Consider the following 16,899-nt stretch of genomic DNA (forward strand, 5'->3'; position numbering starts at 1 on the left):
CTTTCAGCTTATTTATATATGCTTCCAGCATGTTTATTGAAAAGCCTTGGAACTTATATCGGTCCGGTAATGAGCACCTGCAAAAGAGATCTTTTCTACGGACTGGTACGCCAAATTCCTCGCTTCTTTCAAGGTATCCCCTATTGCAGTAATCCCCAGAACACGTCCGCCGCTGGTCACGATTTTGTCCTCCTGTTCAGAGGTACCAGCATGAAAAACGATCGCCGGATCAGAAACCTGATCCAATCCATGAATGACATAGCCTTTTTCGTATGGACCTGGGTAGCCGGCAGAAGACATAATCACGCAAACAGCCGACTTGTCTTTCCATTTCACGTCTACACTCTCTAATTCACCGGTGATGCTTGCCATTACGATATCTAATAGATCTGTTTCTAAAAGAGGGAGAACAACCTGTGTTTCCGGATCACCAAAGCGTGCATTATATTCAATCACCTTAGGCCCATCCTTTGTCAGCATCAAACCCGTATAAAGAATCCCCTCAAAGGGGCAGCCTTCCGCTTCCATTCCTCTTACCGTTGGTTGGACGATTTCTCGCACAATCCTTTCAACCAGGGATAAATCAATTTGAGGTAATGGCGCGTACGTTCCCATTCCACCCGTGTTAGGCCCCTCATCGCCATCAAACACAGGCTTATGATCTTGGGCCGGAAGCATTGGCTTCACAGTCGTACCATTGACAAAGGCGAGCAAGGTCATTTCTTCTCCCTCGAGATACTCCTCGACCACTACTCTTGCTCCAGCCGAACCAAACGTGACATCTTTCAACATACTTTTTAGCGCTTCCTCAGCTTCATCCAGACTCTTTGCTACAACCACACCTTTTCCCGCTGCTAAGCCATCTGCTTTGATGACGATTGGTGCTCCTTCCCTGCGGACGTAGGCTAAAGCTTCCTCAAAATTTGTAAAAGCAGCATATTTCGCAGTGGGAATTTGATATTTCATCATTAACTCTTTTGCGAAGGCCTTACTGCCCTCGATCATTGCTGCTTCCTTTGTAGGTCCATAAATCGCTAATCCCTGTTTTTTAAAATGGTTGACAATCCCCTTTGAAAGAGGCTCCTCCGGCCCTACAAACGTTACATCTATTTGTTCATTTTTTGCAAACTCAGCTAATTTTTCGATCTCTGAAACAGCAACGGGTATACATTTCGCTAATGCTGCGATTCCCGGATTGCCTGGAGCACAAAAAATTTGTTCAATCTTGGGACTTTGAGACAATTTCCACACAATGGCATGTTCACGACCGCCTCCCCCAACGACTAACACCTTCATTCAGCTGATACCCCCTAGTGTTTAAAATGTCTTATGCCCGTAAACACCATGGCGATTCCATGTTTATTTGCCGCTTCAATGGATTCATCATCCCGGATGGAACCACCTGGTTGAATGATGGCGGTAATACCTGCCTTTGCGGCTTCCTCAACCGTGTCCGGCATTGGAAAAAAGGCATCGGAGGCTAGGAAGGAGCCTGCCGCTTTTCCCCCGGCTTGCTCTATTGCTATTTTTGCCGATCCCACGCGGTTCATTTGGCCCGCTCCAACCCCAATTGTTTGAAAATCCTTTGTCAGGACAATGGCATTAGACTTTACATGTTTAACCACTTTCCAGGCAAAAAGAAGCTGTTCCACTTCTTCCTGGGTAGGCTTTCTTTCGGTAACGACACGAAGATCCTCCGCACTAATCTGCTTTACATCATCTTCTTGAACGAGGACTCCTCCTGAAACAGAGGAAAGCTTCAGTTCTGGCTGCGATGCCATTTTCACCTCACCGAGCCGGAGCAAGCGAAGGTTTTTCTTTCCCTTTAACAATTCCAAGGCCTCATCATCAAAATCAGGCGCCATAATGATTTCAAGAAAAATTTCCTTCATCTTCTCTGCTGTTGGCCGATCAATTTTCCGATTCGCGGCAATGATTCCTCCAAAAATCGATACAGGATCTGACTCATACGCCTTTTGATAGGCATCAAAAATGGTGTTTCCAATACCCACGCCGCAAGGATTGGTATGTTTGACCGCCACGACAGCTGGCTGATCAAACTCTTTTACGATGGATAAAGCCGCATCTGCATCATTGATATTATTGTAGGACAATTCTTTTCCGTGCAATTGTTCAGCCATGGACAATGTCCCGGAGCTAGCTAATGGCTTTCGGTAAAAAGCCGCTTTTTGATGCGGGTTCTCTCCGTATCTTAGGTCTTGTTCTTTCTCAAACGTGACCGTGTATTGCTCCGGCCATTCCTCTCCTGTTTGCTTCGTTAAATAGTTAGAAATAAGGGAATCGTAGGCAGCCGTATGACGGAACACTTTCGCTGCTAACCGTCTTTTCGTTTCCATGGTTACTCCGCCATTTTTCATTTCATTCAGGACGATGGGATAATCCTGCGCATCGACGACAACGGTAACAAAGGCATGATTTTTAGCTGCTGAGCGCAGCATGGTCGGCCCGCCAATATCAATGTTTTCGATCGCTTCCTCATAGGTCACATTCGGTTTCGATATGGTTTCTCTAAATGGATATAAATTCACTATAACTAAATCAATTGGCTGGATTCCAAGTTCCTCGATTTGCTTTCGGTGTTCTTCCTTATCCCTTATGGCCAAAAGTCCGCTATGGATATTGGGATGAAGGGTTTTCACCCGCCCATCTAATATTTCCGGAAAATTAGTAACCTCCGATATTCCGGTGACCTTGACACCTTCCTCCGCAAGTAATTTCGCGGTACCGCCTGTCGAAATAATTTCAACCTCAAGCTTCTCTAATTCCTTTGCAAGTTCGACGATTCCGGCCTTATCGGAAACACTAATCAAAGCCCTTGTCATTTTACTGCCTCCCTATTCGCTAGACGATGGATCACTTCCGGTAATAATTGGTGCTCCATGGCTTGAATCTTTTTTACTAATGTTTCTCTGGTCTCATCCGGGGTAACGTTGACAGCTTGTTGGGCGATAATGGGACCTGTATCCATCCCTTCATCTACATAATGCACCGTCACACCGGTCACCTTGACCCCATAATCGAGCGCCTGGCCAATGGCATCCTTACCTGCAAATGCCGGTAATAAGGACGGGTGGACATTGATGATTTTTCCATCAAAAGCCATGAGTAAAACATGCCCTAACAGTCTCATATACCCAGCCAATACGATAAACTCAACCTGCTTTTGTGTTAACTGTTGAAGTATCTCTTCTTCATAGGTTCGTTTGTCTGGAAAATCTTTCGCTCTAAACGTAAACACTGGGATCCCTGCCTCCCTTGCTTTCTGAACCGCAAGGGCTTCGGGGCGGTCGCTGACGAGTAAAACCACTTCAACGTTCGTGATTTTTTTCGATTGGATCGATTCCAGAATCGCTGAAAAATTAGAACCCGTACCAGAAGCAAAAACGGCAATCTTCATACCTACTCCTTCTTAAATACGACGTCTTCGGTACCTTTTTGCACAGTGCCAATCACATACGCATCTTCACCTAACGATTGCAGGTGCTCCAAAATGCCCTTTGAGTCTGCAGCATCAACGACCAAAATCATCCCAATTCCCATATTAAATGTTCGGAACATATCATAATCAGAAATTTTGCCCGCCTCTTGAATAAAGGAGAAAATTTTCGGAACCGTCCATGATCCATCCCTAATTTCAGCCTGTAAACCCTTAGGAAGAATCCGAGGAATGTTATCGTAAAAGCCCCCGCCTGTTACATGTACAAGACCAAAGACATTGTATTTCCGTATGGTTGAAAGGACGGATTTCACATAAATTTTTGTTGCTTCCAGTAATACTGGTCCCAATTCAGATTCCAATTCATCCACATAGTCATGTAAGGATAGCTTGGCATCCTCCAATAGTACCTTTCGGACCAATGAAAACCCATTGCTATGTACACCACTTGAAGCCAGCCCAACCAGGACCTGACCTTCTTTTACTTTGGTTCCATCAATCAGATGCTTTTGATCCACCATGCCAACTGTAAAACCTGCAATATCATATTCCCCATCCTGGTACATTCCCGGCATCTCAGCCGTTTCTCCGCCGATCAAGGCACATCCGGCCTGTTCACAGCCATCCGCGATTCCTTTGACGATGGCTTCAATTTTTTCGGGAATGATCTTGCCGCAGGCCAGATAGTCTAGAAAAAAAAGGGGCTCGGCCCCTTGGACGATGACATCATTTACACACATGGCCACAGCATCGATTCCGATCGTATCGTGCTTGTCCATGGCAAAGGCAATTTTCAATTTGGTCCCTACCCCATCCGTACCGGAAACAAACACCGGCTCTTCCATTCCTGTTAAGTTTGGCTTAAATAGAGCGCCGAACCCCCCTAATCCGGTTAGCACCTCAGGACGGAAGGTTTTTTTCACATGCTTTTTCATTCTTTCAACCGCTTCATTACCTGCATCTATATTGACACCCGCTTGACGGTACGCCTCACTCATCCGGTTCACTCCTTTACGGTAAACTTGCCGAGATTTCCTGCATGTTTAACTTTTTTACTAATCCTGAACGCATTATGTTAGGAATTGCACCCCGCCACGCTTCTTCCAAAGCAGCAATTGGCTCTGAGATGACTTTTCTTCCATTGTGTGTAATCGTCAATTCCTTACCTCTCACTTTCCCAATTTCTTTTATCGGAACACCCTGCTGTTTCGCTATTTCCTTGATCTTTTCAGCGTATTTGCCTGATACGGAAAGAATGATTCGAGATTGCGATTCACTAAAAAGGCTAAAATCTGGGCGAAGGTTGTCAGTTAATTGAATTTCCGCCCCGAGCTTTCCGCCAATACAGCTTTCTGCCAGCGCAACGGCCAATCCGCCTTCTGCCGTATCATGGGCTGATTGCACCAAGCCTTCTTGAATTGCCTTGAGGGTAAAAGTCTGAACATTCCTTTCCAAATCAAGGCTAATCTGCGGCGGACGGCCTTCAATTTTTCCTGTCACCATTTTTTGGTATTCGGATCCGCCCATCTCAGCTTTGGTTTCCCCCAATAAAAAGATGAGGTCTCCTTCTTTTTTTAATTCCTGGGTCGTAATATGGTCGATATCTTTAATTAAGCCAACCATTCCAATCGTTGGTGTTGGATAAATGGCTTCTCCTTTTGTCTCGTTATAAAGACTGACGTTTCCGCCAATGACCGGTGTATTCAACTGACGGCACGCTTCACTAATTCCATCTGCCGCCTTTTCAAACTGCCAGAAAATTTCCGGTTTTTCTGGGCTCCCAAAATTTAAGTTATCGGTAATGGCCAATGGCTCCGCACCTGAACAGACGACATTACGAGCCGCTTCGGCAACAGCAATGGCTCCTCCAACGTATGGATCAAGGTAAACATACCTTCCGTTGCAGTCTGTTGTCATCGCCAATGCTTTGCGTGTTCCACGAATGGCCACAACAGCGGCATCCGATCCTGGGATAACGGCTGTATTGGTTCGAACCATATAGTCATACTGCTGGTAAACCCATTCCTTACTTGCAATTGTAGGGGATGCTAACAACTGCTTTAAGACGGAATGATAGTCGCTGGGTTCCTCAATGGCTGCAGCCGGATCAAATGAGGAGTATTGTTCATAATAAGGAGCAACTTTAGATGGCTTACAATATACCGGCGCATCCTCCGCCAGCTTGTCTGCCGGGATTTCGGCCACCACCTCCCCTTTATGAAGCAACCTGAGCAGGTTATCATCTGTGACCCTGCCGATTACAGCAGAGTGTAATCTCCATTTATCAAAAATCTTTTTTACATCCTCTTCTTTTCCTTTCTTCGCCACAACCAGCATTCTTTCTTGGGATTCTGAGAGCATCATTTCATAGGCCGTCATACCTTTTTCACGTTGAGGAACAAGGTCAAGGTCGAGTTCAATGCCATTTCCCGCTTTACTGGCCATTTCAGAGCTGGAGCTGGTTAATCCCGCCGCCCCCATATCCTGAATACCGACAACGTGACCAGAGGTGATCAATTCAAGAGTCGCTTCCAGCAGCAATTTTTCCATAAATGGATCGCCAACTTGAACCGCTGGGCGTTTCGCTTCGGAATTTTCACTCAACTCTTCTGAAGCAAATGTCGCTCCATGAATCCCATCTCTTCCAGTCGCTGCCCCGACATAAATGACAGGATTGCCAATTCCTTTGGCTACCCCTTTTTGAATTTGATCATGGTCGATTAAGCCAACACACATAGCATTGACCAGCGGATTTCCTTCATAGGATGAATCAAAGTAGATCTCTCCTGCAACAGTAGGGATTCCCATACAGTTACCGTATCCTGCAATGCCCGCAACTACATTTTCAAAAATATATTTGGTTTTTGGGTTATCCAGTTCACCAAACCTTAATGAGTTCAATAAAGCAATCGGTCTTGCTCCCATCGAAAAAACATCACGAATAATACCGCCAACCCCTGTAGCTGCACCTTGATAGGGCTCAATGGCCGATGGATGATTGTGGCTTTCAATTTTAAAGACGACTGCTTGATTATCGCCAATATCGACAATTCCCGCTCCTTCTCCAGGTCCTTGCAGCACGTGAGGACCGGAAGTGGGGAAACGTTTGAGTACTACCTTTGAATTTTTATAGCTGCAATGCTCGGACCACATGACACTAAATATGCCCGTTTCCGTATAATTGGGTTTCCGCCCGAGAATCTCAATTACTTTATCGAACTCTTCGTCCGTCAATCCCATTTCTCGATAGATCTTTTGCTCAACAATTTGCTCAGGAGTCGGTTCATTATACTGTGCCATGCTGTCGCCTCCAGTAATTTAAGATAGAAGAAAACATCCGCCTTCCGTCATCTGACCCCAGCCATTTATGAACGGCACGTTCCGGGTGCGGCATTAAACCTAAAACATTACCTCTCTCGTTTATTACCCCGGCAATCTCAGAAATGGAACCATTTGGATTCGTCCCTTTATACCTGAATACGATTTGATTGTTCTGTTCTAATGATTTTAGTGTATCCTCGTCGCAATAATAATTTCCGTCCCCGTGGGCGATGGGAATACGGATTGTTTCGCCTTCGAGGTATTCTAAGGTAAATGGAGTTTTGTTGTTTTCTACTTTTAAATCGATGGTGTCACAGTGAAACTTTAAGCGTTGATTTCTCCGTAAAGCACCTGGCAATAATCCTGCTTCCGTTAAGATCTGAAATCCATTGCAGACCCCAAGCACCAATTTACCTTCTTCCGCTGCTATTTTTACTTGCTCCATAACAGGAGATAGACTCGCTACAGCCCCTGGACGCAAATAATCCCCATAGGAAAACCCTCCAGGGACAAGAATCGCATCATACTTTGCCAGGTCCGTCTCAAGATGCCATACATATTCGACAGGTTGTTCAATCGTATCTAAAACAGCTTTATACATATCTATATCACAATTTGAACCAGGAAAAACCAGTACAGCAAAGTTCAACTTGTTCCCCTCCTAACCTTCCAGCCTGTTAAGATCAAACCTATAATCTTCGATGACGGTGTTGGCTAACAGCTTCTCACACATATCCCTTACCCGTTCTTCCGCCGCCTTTTTGTCCTCGCTCTTAAATTCAATCTCCATGTATTTCCCTATTCGAACATCCCCAACCTCGTCATAGCCAAGAGAATGGAGCGACTCATGAACGGCATTCCCTTGTGGATCTAACACACTTTCCCTTAATGTTACATAGACCGTCGCTTTAAACATTTACACTACCCCCAATTCTCCGTAGGATTTCTTGATAGGCTTCCTCAACATTCCCTAAATCTCGTCTAAACCTATCCTTATCTAACTTTTTCATTGTATGGGCATCCCAGAATCGACACGTATCCGGAGAGATTTCATCCGCCAAGATTAATTTTCCTTCTAGAGTTTTCCCAAATTCCAATTTGAAATCAACTAGGATAATATCTTTGTTTAACAGATACTCTTTTAAAATCTCATTGATGATCAGGGATTGTCTTCGAAGTTCAGCTAATTCTGGTTCTGTTGCAAGTCCAAGAATGGCAATATGATCATTGTTAATGAAAGGGTCCCCTAACTCATCATTTTTAAAGTAGTACTCCACAATGGGCTGTGGGAGATCCTTTCCTTCCTCCCATCCCAACCTTTTGGCAAGTGATCCAGCTGCAATGTTTCGAACCACCACCTCAATGGGGATAATTTCCACCTGCTGGACGATTTGTTCTGTTGCTGAGATTCTTTTAATAAAATGATTGTCCACTCCTTTTTCCTTCAATAAAGTAAGAAAAATGGTACTAATCTCGTTATTTAACTTTCCTTTTCCCGCAATTTGTGCTTTTTTCTCGCCATTAAAGGCAGTGGCATCATCTTTATACTCAATCCAATACTTTCCAGGCTCTGATGTTTTGAACACCTTTTTGGCTTTTCCTTCATAAAGCTGTTCTAATTTTTCCACGATTATCCCTCCTGTTCTTAAGCCCGTTTCGATAACTTCCATACCTATCAATTACACTTCATTTTTCAGGACCAAATTTGAAGTTTATTTATTTGCTCGGTCACTTCCTCCAAAGTTGCACCTAAAAAATTGATATGGCCCATCTTCCTATTTTCTCCGCTTTCCTTCTTCCCATATAAATGTAGTTTGGCCGCACTAGGAAGTTGATCCATTTTATCTAACACTTTATCTACATGCTGGCCTAAAATATTCACCATGATAATTGGACTTAAAAGGGTAGTATCTCCTAAGGGCAGTCCACATATGGCCCGAATATGCTGTTCAAATTGTGATGTGATACAAGCATCCATCGAATAATGACCTGAATTATGAGGTCTTGGGGCTAACTCATTTACGATAATATCCCCCTCATTCGTTAGGAACATTTCGATGGCAATTAATCCAACGACTTGGAGGAAATCGGCAATTCTCAATGCGATGGCTTCTGCGTTACTTCGCTGATCATCCGTGATTCTTGCAGGCACGATGGACTGATGCAAAATGTTATTGATATGGATATTTTCAGCAACAGGAAAGGTCTTAGCCTGACCTGATAAATTGCGGGCAACAATCACCGATAGTTCCTTGCTGAAGGGGATCCATTGTTCCATAATCATTTCTACACCTGAATTTTCTAAAGCATCTACAGCAGTTGATAGTTGACCTTTATCTCGGATCACCCATTGGCCTTTGCCATCATAACCACCTGTTGCTGTTTTCATGACACAAGGCATCCCAAAATCATCAATTGCCGCGCGAATATCACTTTCAGATTCTATAACCCTGAAAGGGGCTACAGGCACATCGTAAGACTGTAACGCGGTTTTTTCACGAATACGATTTTGGGTTATTTTTAGGAGCTCGCTTCCTTGTGGTACGAAAGATGTTGTTTCTAAGATAGAGGCTACATTAGAATCAACATTCTCAAATTCATAGGTAATCACGTCTGAGGAATCTGCTAACTCTTTTGCTGCTTTTAACTCGGAAAACGGAGCGATGATTTGTCGATCAGCCACCTGTCCACATGGAGAATCCGGTGTCGGATCCAAGGTAATGAAGCGATATCCCATATTTCTCCCAGCAAGTGACATCATTCTTCCCAGCTGTCCTCCCCCTAAAATACCGATCGTAGAGCCAGGTTTAATTATTTTCATTAGCGTTCGCCTCCCTCAACAGCCAATAGATGCTTCTAATTTTTTAAAACTTTTCATTTTTTTATGTTCTCCTCATCCGCACTATTAAACACCAAAAAAGTTCTTTCTGTTGGTACCATTGAATAAACAAAGACTGCAATAAATTATTTAGGATAGAAAATCATCACTCGACAAAAATAATAGAATGAATATGTACGGGGAGGCTTACGCATATGGTTGAGGAAATGCGGGAGAAATGCGGAGTATTTGGAGTGTTTAATCACCCGAAAGCGGCTGATTTAACTTATTACGGGCTACATGCCCTTCAGCATCGTGGACAGGAGAGTGCCGGGATAGTAGCAAGTGATGGAAAAACATTTAGGCATCATCGGGGAATGGGTTTAGTAACCCAAGTATTTTCCCGAAAAACCCTTGATGGGCTTAGCGGAAATATGGCCATTGGTCATGTACGATATTCCACCTCTGGAGAAAGCTTACTCCAAAATGCTCAGCCCCTTGTATTTAAGTATAGTGAGGGGGATTTGGCTGTTGCTCATAATGGCAACCTTGTAAATGCAAGAATTGAGCGTAATGTCCTGCAGCAACAAGGTGCCATCTTTCAGACAACAACGGATACGGAAATTATTGCTCACTTCATAGCGCGTTCCAGTAAAAAGTATTTTTCAGAAGCTGGACCAGACGTTCTTAAACGGCTGGACGGTTCATTTGCCTTGCTCATTATGACTGAAAAACAAATGCTTATTGCCCTGGATCGTCATGGGTTACGTCCTCTCAGTCTCGGAAAAATCGGAGAGTCTATCATAGCGGCTTCCGAAACATGTGCTTTAAATGCAGTGGATGCCAAGTTCTGGAGAGACGTTGAGCCCGGTGAATGGCTTCTTGTAGACGAGAAGGGAATAAAAACAGGGAGATTTGCGGAAAAGGGGGAGGTTTCCCTTTGTTCTTTTGAATTTGTTTATTTTGCCCGCCCTGATAGCGTGATTCATGGAAGAAATGTATTAGGCATCAGGAAAGAATTAGGGCAAATTTTAGCGAAAGAACACCCTGCCCAAGCTGATGTAGTGGTGGCTGTTCCTGAATCGAGTGTTCCTGCCGCTATTGGCTATGCCCAGCAATCGGGAATTCCTTATGAAATGGGCATCATCAAAAACCCATATGCAGGTCGTTCCTTTATTGAACCAACGCAAGAATTGCGTGATTTAGCTGTCCGTCTTAAATTAAGCCCCGTTCATGAGCTCCTCGAGGGTAAAAGAGTCGTACTTGTCGATGATTCGATTGTTCGAGGAACCACAAGCAAGCGGATTGTCCAGTTGATTCGCCAGGCAGGGGCAAAGGAAGTCCATGTAAGAATCACTTCACCAATGGTTAAAAACCCTTGTTTTTATGGTGTTGATATGCCAACAAAAGAAGAGCTTTTTGCAAACAAGCATGAACATGAAAAAGCAATGGGACAAGTGATCGGAGCAGATTCATTGGCCTTTTTAAGCACCGAAGGGTTATTAGAGGCTGTTGATGTAGATCTTGCAGATACTAGCAGTCGTTGTATAGCCTGTTTTAGCGGGGCATATCCAACCAATTTGTATTTAAAATGAATAAAAATTCGTACCAATTTACTATGAAGATCGCGGTTAGCATACTCCCCACAAATTCATGCAGGTACCGATGAATTTGGGGGAGTATATTAGTGCTTTAATATTTCTTAAGATCGTCTGCGCGTTAAGGTTTACTTCGATATAAAGGTCTGCTTCCTCAATATATTAGGATACACCCAATCCCTTATCACTTGCTGAAAAATATTCTCTCTTCTTCTTACCTTTTAGTCTAGTAACTCATTAGATACAAAATCCCCCTTGGTCTTAATATATAACAAGGGGGTGATCTTTCTAAATGACAAAACGTATAATTATTTGTCCAAAGAGTTATCCGTATTTTTCGTAACTTTTATTAGTTCTGTTTCTCTCTTAATAATTTTACCTTTAGCAGAAATTTCCATTAACGCATTTCCTTGATTGGTAATTACAATAGGTGTAATGGTGCTTGCTGCTTTTTGTTTAATTAATTCTATTGAGAAGTTAACCAGTTTTGTTCCTGCCTTTACTTTGTCACCAACTTTAACAAAAACTTCAAAGCCTTCCCCATCCATATTCACTGTATCTAGACCAATATGAATCAGTATTTCCAGTCCTTGCTCAGATTTGATACCTATTGCATGCTTGGTTGGAAAAAGTGTGATAATTTCTCCATCAATAGGAGCGACTACTATTCCTTCTGAAGGTTCAATCGCCACCCCATCCCCCAACATTTTTTTTGCAAAAGTTGGATCTGGCACCTGATCTAGCGGTACCACAACACCAGATACAGGAGCTAATAAGATTTCTTGTCGTTTGGTTTTCGATAAACCAAATAATTTCTTCAACATTCCATTCTCTCCTTACCGATCATGCTATTAAAAAAACTCTTCTGAGCAATCCCTGTTAACAACTGCAAATTACTCCATACCTAATCTGTCTTTTATTTTCGTTGCAAGTGTAATGACATGGGTTCCGTAAATAATCTGGAGGGACTTTCCATTGCGTACTACCCCTTTAGCCTCAAGGTTTTTGACCCATGTTTCATCCGACTCTACTTTATTTTCATCGACTACATTGATTCGTAACCTTGTAGCACAGTTCGTCACTTGGCTGATATTCTCTTTACCTCCAAGAGCAGAAATAATATCGAATATTTGATCTGAAGTCTTTAATGGACTGCCTTCTTTCGATGCTGCATGCTCTTTCTGTTGAATGTAGTCTTGTTTCGTATAAAGTTTAATAGTGCTATCACTCTCAGAATCTTCGCGGCCAGGGGTCTTGATATTGAATTTTAAGATAGCCCATCTAAATGCATAATAATAAACTGCAAAGTATGCTGGAATGAGAAACAGTAACGGTAAGGCATGAACTTTATCTGTTTGCAGAAGATTCGGGAACATATCGCGAACCGCGGTCCCAATAATGGAAACATTCATCATTTCAGTAAAGACATAAGACAATCCAGACATTGGAACATGAATTAAGAAATAAAGAAGTGGCTGAACAAATAAGAAAGTATACTCAATCGGTTCCGTTACCCCGATTAATACGGCCGTTAATACAGCTGGGATTAATAAGCTGGCAACCCTTTTACGATTTTCTTTCTTGGCTGTCAGATAGATGGCTAGTGCAGCACCAGGCAACCCGCCAAAATGGAATAATATACGGCCTGTTGTAAAGTTACGGACAATGTATTCGCTTTCTGATGGTGATCCAAGCTGCGCAAGCATAATGTTTCGAACACCTTCATAGAGTGTGCCATCTACTGTCATTGTTCCACCAACGGAGGTATATTCAATTGGGAAAGCTATTAAATGATGTATACCAATAGGCAGCAAAGCACGGTCTAGAGAACCAAATGCAAACGTACCAATTAAACCACTGGCCGTAATAAAATGACTGAGGCTGGCTAGACCATTACCAATAAATGGCCAAATATAGTACAATAAAATTCCAACAGGAATAACAACTACAAAATTTAAAATTTGAGCAAATCTGGGACCTGAAAAGAATGAAAGGGCATTTGGCAATTGTTTTTCGCAATATCTGTTATGGACAATACTTGCTACAGCACCAGCAATCAATCCTGAAAATATCCCCATATTGTAACTAAAAATGCCTAGATTAAAACCGAATAATGAATTATAATTTCTGGCTTCTAACTCCGTATAACCTGATTTCACCAGTGCTTCGATAGAGGTGGTATCTGCTGTTAAATTGTTGATGCTTAACATCGTATTGATAACCGTGTTAAGACCAAGAAAAAGAACAAGTCCTCCTAAAGCCGACCATCCTTTTTCTTTCTTTGCCAATCCAAATGCAATACCCACTGCAAAGAAGACCGGAAGAAATCTCATGACCATAAAACCTAAACTGTTGAATACAACAAAGAAACTATGGAGAAAGTTCCCATCTTTTATTAACCAACCTAAATGAAGAGCCTTGACGTTTTCTATGTTTGCAAATGCTGACCCAATTCCAATAAAAATCCCCGCAACTACCAGTAAGATAACTGGAATCATCATCGATCCTGCAAATACTTGAATTTTACCTTTCATCTATTCTCACTCCCAAATATTTAGTTGTTTCCACACAACTTTTCTAAACAAAGGACCGAGATGTAATCGTCTAGGATGCCAACAATCGAATCGCTTCACAATAGATTAAAATTGATTTATATAATGTCTCTATTCGAATTCGTTCGTTTGCCATATGGGTGTTTGGTTCGTCTCCGATAAAGGTTGGGCCGAAACATACGCCATTTTTTAATACTCTTGCGTAGGATATCCCACCTTTGGTAATCATGGATGCTTCTTTGCCAGAAACATTCTTATATGCCCGTTTAAGAGTCTGAATTAACTCCGTACCTTGTTCTAAATAATGCAGATCCGCTGTTCTATGGATTGATAAATCTAATTGATGTTTATGGCTAAACATTGTTAACAGATCCATAGCCGCTTCCAAGCTTTGCCCCTTAGGGAATCGGTAGTCAAAAGCAATCTCAAAATTTTCTCCATCGAAGGAAACGTAAGTGATTGCCAATGTCGTTTGTCCAGTTTCACTATCCTGCTGGTATAAACCAATTTTTTCTCCATAAACATCCTCTAAAAAATATGTTTCTAGTAAATGAATAAACTGCTCTGCATTTCCTAGCTCCGTTTTAAGGTTAGAGAGATTTTGGATGAGAGGAAAGATTGCATTCTTTCCTTTATGAGGATTACGGGATAAAGCCTTTTTACCTCTATATATGGCGGTTATTTTTTGATTGCAAATCTCCACTTCATCCGCATTAACAAGATTGTTTCTTACTATTTCAGGACGTTCACTTTCAATAACTACTTTGCATTCATCACATATAAACCCAAACTGTCTATTACTATGAATTTCTAGTAATTGATGAGGAGAATTAACGTTGAAAACCCTTTCACTATTTATTCTAAAAATACCCTGAATGACTCCTTTTTCACAATTGATAATCGGAAAATCTCCATCTGGGGTAAAAGCTAAATCAGGCTGAGAGTTATATTTAAAATAATGATCCATGCATTCCCAAGTTGTTTCCTCTGCCCCTCCCATAATCAATCGGATTCTTCTTTTCAAAGGTATGTTTAAATCCCTGAGTATTTTAATAGCGTAATAGGCAGCTAATAGTGGAGCTTTATCATCATTAACTCCTCGCCCATATAGATAACCGTTATGTTCGGTTAACGTATAGGGATCAAATGTCCAGTCATTTTTATTACCTTCAGAAACTATATCTAAATGAGCCAATATTCCAACAATCTCAGTTCCGCTTCCATATTCAAGATGAAGAGCGTACCCATCGAAATCTGTATACCTAAAGGAATCACGATTCGCAATTTTTAACATTTCATCGAACGCTTCACGAATCCCTTTCCCAAAAGGTGCTTGAGCAGAGATTGTCTCTTCGTCACGTACAGATCGAATCTGGATTAAGCTTGCCAAATCGGATATTAATTCTTCTTCATAAAATTGCAGTTTATCATAATAAAATTTATGATATAGGTTCAAGGGATTGTTCCTCCTCAATACGAACGAGGTTTTTCATGTCATCCTCAAACTGTTTTTTACCTGAAGTGGTTAAAGTGTGTTGGAAGCTCTCTTCAATAAGTCTAAACGGGGTTGCAATATAATCCGCATATAATGCAACGGAATCTAGCTGATATTTAGTCCTAATACTCGCCGCAATAATTCTTGTTGAATAATTTTTCTTTTCAATAACTCTTGCTACATTCTTTACAAACATCGTTCCATCTACGCCAACTTCTTCATTTCGTGCAACAAAAAGGAATAGATAATCTGCCCCCGCATTTATGGACAACATGGCTTGATTCATGTCAAAAATTAACGTGACCGCTGTTTTAATACCTTTTTCTTTCAACCTTCGAACAAGTTTTAAGCCAGCTGGGGAATAATTGATTTTAATAACTATATTTTTTGAAATTTCTGTTATTTTTTTCGATTGTTGTAGCAAATCTTCGTAATCATCACCGATCACTTCTGCTGTTAGCAAAATATCTAATCGACTATAATTTCTTAGAAATTGATAGAAGTCTGTATTTTGTTTTACATATAGAGCGGGATTTGCTGTAATACCAGCTACACCAAGTTCCAATGAACGGCTAATTTCTTCTGTATTTGCTGAGTCAATTAGGTACATCACATGTTTCAATCCCCTTACCCATATAAATTCATACTATCACTAGTAACTGAGTGAGCTTTTCATTATGTCCTTATACTCTGATGTAATATATTGAACTTTATGGTTTCTGCCATTGATTAATAGGCTTTGAGTTCTTTTTGTATGATCTTTTATGACGGCAACTCCCTGTAATAACTCAGAATTAGTGATACCCGTTGCAATTAAAATTGGGTGATTATCATAGATAAGATCGTCGATTTTTAATATTTCCCCAACTGGTATGCCTTTATTTTTACACCTCCTTTCTTCTTTACTAGAAATTGCATCGTTTTCAGGAGATATTCCTTTTACATCACGACGCAGGAGAAATCTAGCTTGCATATCTCCACCAACCGCCTTTAATCCTGCCGCCGATATTACGCCTTCAGGTGCACCGCCAATTCCATATATTAAATCAATATCCCCTTTGTTTAATGCTAATAATAAACTATTCGGCACATCTCCATCTGTTGGTGTGACTACTTTAATGCCGTTATTTCTTAAATAGCGGATGACCTCTGCGTGTCTAGGTTTATCAAGAATCATCACTGAAACTTCTTGAATGGTTTTATTTAGTTTTTTAGCAACCGCAACGATGTTTTTTTCTAATGATAGACTTAAATCGATAGCACCTTTTGCTTTTGGACCGACCATCAGTTTTTCCATGTACATATCCGGGGTAGAAATCATCCCATCTTTTTTAGTCAGAGCCAAGACTGTTACTGCACCTGGTAGTGCCTTAGCCGTTAATGTTGTTCCTTCGATTGGGTCGACAGCAACATCAAATGAAAGATTAGCATTTTCTTTTCCAAAGCATTCCCCTTCTCGCAGCAAAGGTGCCTCATCAATTTCACCTTCCCCGGAAACAATTCGAAAACTAGCATCCATCTGATTTAGTCCATGCCGAATTGCTTCAACAGCAACCCGGTCAATTTCTTCTTTATTTCCGCTTCCAATCCACTTATAAGTATCAAGAGCAGCCTTTTCGCAAATGTTTACGAGTGAAAAATAAAGATCCTCTTTCATG

Annotated in this window: 15 protein-coding genes; 1 reads left to right on the forward strand and 14 read right to left on the reverse strand. The window is 41.6% G+C overall.

The window, feature by feature from the left end; genetic code table 11:
- Positions 1-33: 33 nt before the first annotated feature.
- The 9 genes from purD to purK form a co-directional block, all read right to left on the reverse strand.
- The gene (gene purD, locus ACNQGS_RS07940) at positions 34-1,296 is read right to left on the reverse strand and encodes a phosphoribosylamine--glycine ligase (RefSeq protein ID WP_491486859.1); all 1,263 of its coding nucleotides are present in this window, start codon (positions 1,294-1,296) and stop codon (positions 34-36) included.
- Positions 1,297-1,310: 14 nt separating this feature from the next.
- Positions 1,311-2,843: a bifunctional phosphoribosylaminoimidazolecarboxamide formyltransferase/IMP cyclohydrolase gene (gene purH / locus ACNQGS_RS07945; protein ID WP_491486860.1), complete on the reverse strand. Its 1,533-nt coding sequence runs from the start codon at positions 2,841-2,843 to the stop codon at positions 1,311-1,313.
- Positions 2,840-3,418, reverse strand: a complete 579-nt coding sequence (gene purN / locus ACNQGS_RS07950) for a phosphoribosylglycinamide formyltransferase (protein WP_491486861.1) — start codon at positions 3,416-3,418, stop codon at positions 2,840-2,842. The genes purH and purN overlap by 4 nt, the downstream gene beginning before the upstream one ends.
- A gap of 2 nt (positions 3,419-3,420) precedes the next feature.
- A complete protein-coding gene (gene purM, locus ACNQGS_RS07955) occupies positions 3,421-4,455 on the reverse strand; it encodes a phosphoribosylformylglycinamidine cyclo-ligase (protein WP_491486862.1) in 1,035 nt (344 codons plus the stop codon).
- Positions 4,456-4,468: 13 nt separating this feature from the next.
- Positions 4,469-6,757, reverse strand: coding sequence for a phosphoribosylformylglycinamidine synthase subunit PurL (gene purL / locus ACNQGS_RS07960; RefSeq protein ID WP_491486863.1), 2,289 nt, complete (start codon positions 6,755-6,757; stop codon positions 4,469-4,471).
- Positions 6,744-7,427, reverse strand: a complete 684-nt coding sequence (purQ, locus tag ACNQGS_RS07965) for a phosphoribosylformylglycinamidine synthase subunit PurQ (RefSeq protein ID WP_491486864.1) — start codon at positions 7,425-7,427, stop codon at positions 6,744-6,746. The genes purL and purQ overlap by 14 nt, the downstream gene beginning before the upstream one ends.
- A gap of 12 nt (positions 7,428-7,439) precedes the next feature.
- Positions 7,440-7,694: a phosphoribosylformylglycinamidine synthase subunit PurS gene (gene purS / locus ACNQGS_RS07970; RefSeq protein WP_491486865.1), complete on the reverse strand. Its 255-nt coding sequence runs from the start codon at positions 7,692-7,694 to the stop codon at positions 7,440-7,442.
- Complete coding sequence (gene purC / locus ACNQGS_RS07975) at positions 7,687-8,406, reverse strand: phosphoribosylaminoimidazolesuccinocarboxamide synthase (RefSeq protein WP_491486866.1); 720 nt, start codon at positions 8,404-8,406, stop codon at positions 7,687-7,689. Before purC ends, purS begins: the two co-directional genes overlap by 8 nt.
- Before the next feature lie 65 nt (positions 8,407-8,471).
- The gene (gene purK / locus ACNQGS_RS07980; RefSeq protein WP_491486867.1) at positions 8,472-9,599 is read right to left on the reverse strand and encodes a 5-(carboxyamino)imidazole ribonucleotide synthase; all 1,128 of its coding nucleotides are present in this window, start codon (positions 9,597-9,599) and stop codon (positions 8,472-8,474) included.
- Between the two features lie 212 nt (positions 9,600-9,811).
- Here purK and purF point away from each other — a divergent pair, with 212 nt between their 5' ends.
- Positions 9,812-11,191 carry an amidophosphoribosyltransferase gene (purF, locus tag ACNQGS_RS07985; RefSeq protein ID WP_491486868.1) on the forward strand — a complete coding sequence of 460 codons (1,380 nt, stop codon included), beginning with the start codon at positions 9,812-9,814 and terminating at the stop codon, positions 11,189-11,191.
- Between the two features lie 311 nt (positions 11,192-11,502).
- Here the strand turns inward: purF and ACNQGS_RS07990 are convergent, their stop codons facing one another.
- The 5 genes from ACNQGS_RS07990 to glpX all read right to left on the reverse strand — a co-directional run bounded on the left by ACNQGS_RS07990 (position 11,503) and on the right by glpX (position 16,898).
- Positions 11,503-12,018, reverse strand: a complete 516-nt coding sequence (locus ACNQGS_RS07990; protein WP_491486869.1) for a PTS sugar transporter subunit IIA — start codon at positions 12,016-12,018, stop codon at positions 11,503-11,505.
- A gap of 69 nt (positions 12,019-12,087) precedes the next feature.
- A complete protein-coding gene (locus tag ACNQGS_RS07995) occupies positions 12,088-13,728 on the reverse strand; it encodes a PTS transporter subunit EIIC (RefSeq protein WP_491486870.1) in 1,641 nt (546 codons plus the stop codon).
- 70 nt (positions 13,729-13,798) lie between these two features.
- Positions 13,799-15,202 (reverse strand): Sapep family Mn(2+)-dependent dipeptidase, encoded by a 1,404-nt coding sequence (locus ACNQGS_RS08000; RefSeq protein ID WP_491486871.1) that lies wholly within the window; start codon positions 15,200-15,202, stop codon positions 13,799-13,801.
- Positions 15,186-15,851, reverse strand: a complete 666-nt coding sequence (locus ACNQGS_RS08005) for a transaldolase family protein (RefSeq protein WP_491486993.1) — start codon at positions 15,849-15,851, stop codon at positions 15,186-15,188. Before ACNQGS_RS08005 ends, ACNQGS_RS08000 begins: the two co-directional genes overlap by 17 nt.
- Positions 15,852-15,893: 42 nt before the next feature.
- Positions 15,894-16,898: a class II fructose-bisphosphatase gene (glpX, locus tag ACNQGS_RS08010; RefSeq protein WP_491486872.1), complete on the reverse strand. Its 1,005-nt coding sequence runs from the start codon at positions 16,896-16,898 to the stop codon at positions 15,894-15,896.
- Position 16,899: the final 1 nt, after the last annotated feature.

Source organism: Neobacillus sp. PVCKKU3 (genome assembly GCF_058323225.1).

Bases quoted from the DNA above. Each gene is read 5' to 3' on its own strand.
- purF (WP_491486868.1), top strand. From the start codon at position 9,812: ATGGTTGAGGAAATGCGGGAGAAATGCGGAGTATTTGGAGTGTTTAAT.
- purH (WP_491486860.1), bottom strand. From the start codon at position 2,843: ATGACAAGGGCTTTGATTAGTGTTTCCGATAAGGCCGGAATCGTCGAA.
- purL (WP_491486863.1), bottom strand. From the start codon at position 6,757: ATGGCACAGTATAATGAACCGACTCCTGAGCAAATTGTTGAGCAAAAG.
- ACNQGS_RS08005 (WP_491486993.1), bottom strand. From the start codon at position 15,851: ATGTACCTAATTGACTCAGCAAATACAGAAGAAATTAGCCGTTCATTG.
- glpX (WP_491486872.1), bottom strand. From the start codon at position 16,898: ATGAAAGAGGATCTTTATTTTTCACTCGTAAACATTTGCGAAAAGGCT.
- purS (WP_491486865.1), bottom strand. From the start codon at position 7,694: ATGTTTAAAGCGACGGTCTATGTAACATTAAGGGAAAGTGTGTTAGAT.
- purN (WP_491486861.1), bottom strand. From the start codon at position 3,418: ATGAAGATTGCCGTTTTTGCTTCTGGTACGGGTTCTAATTTTTCAGCG.
- purK (WP_491486867.1), bottom strand. From the start codon at position 9,599: ATGAAAATAATTAAACCTGGCTCTACGATCGGTATTTTAGGGGGAGGA.
- ACNQGS_RS07990 (WP_491486869.1), bottom strand. From the start codon at position 12,018: ATGTTGAAGAAATTATTTGGTTTATCGAAAACCAAACGACAAGAAATC.
- ACNQGS_RS07995 (WP_491486870.1), bottom strand. From the start codon at position 13,728: ATGAAAGGTAAAATTCAAGTATTTGCAGGATCGATGATGATTCCAGTT.
- purM (WP_491486862.1), bottom strand. From the start codon at position 4,455: ATGAGTGAGGCGTACCGTCAAGCGGGTGTCAATATAGATGCAGGTAAT.
- purD (WP_491486859.1), bottom strand. From the start codon at position 1,296: ATGAAGGTGTTAGTCGTTGGGGGAGGCGGTCGTGAACATGCCATTGTG.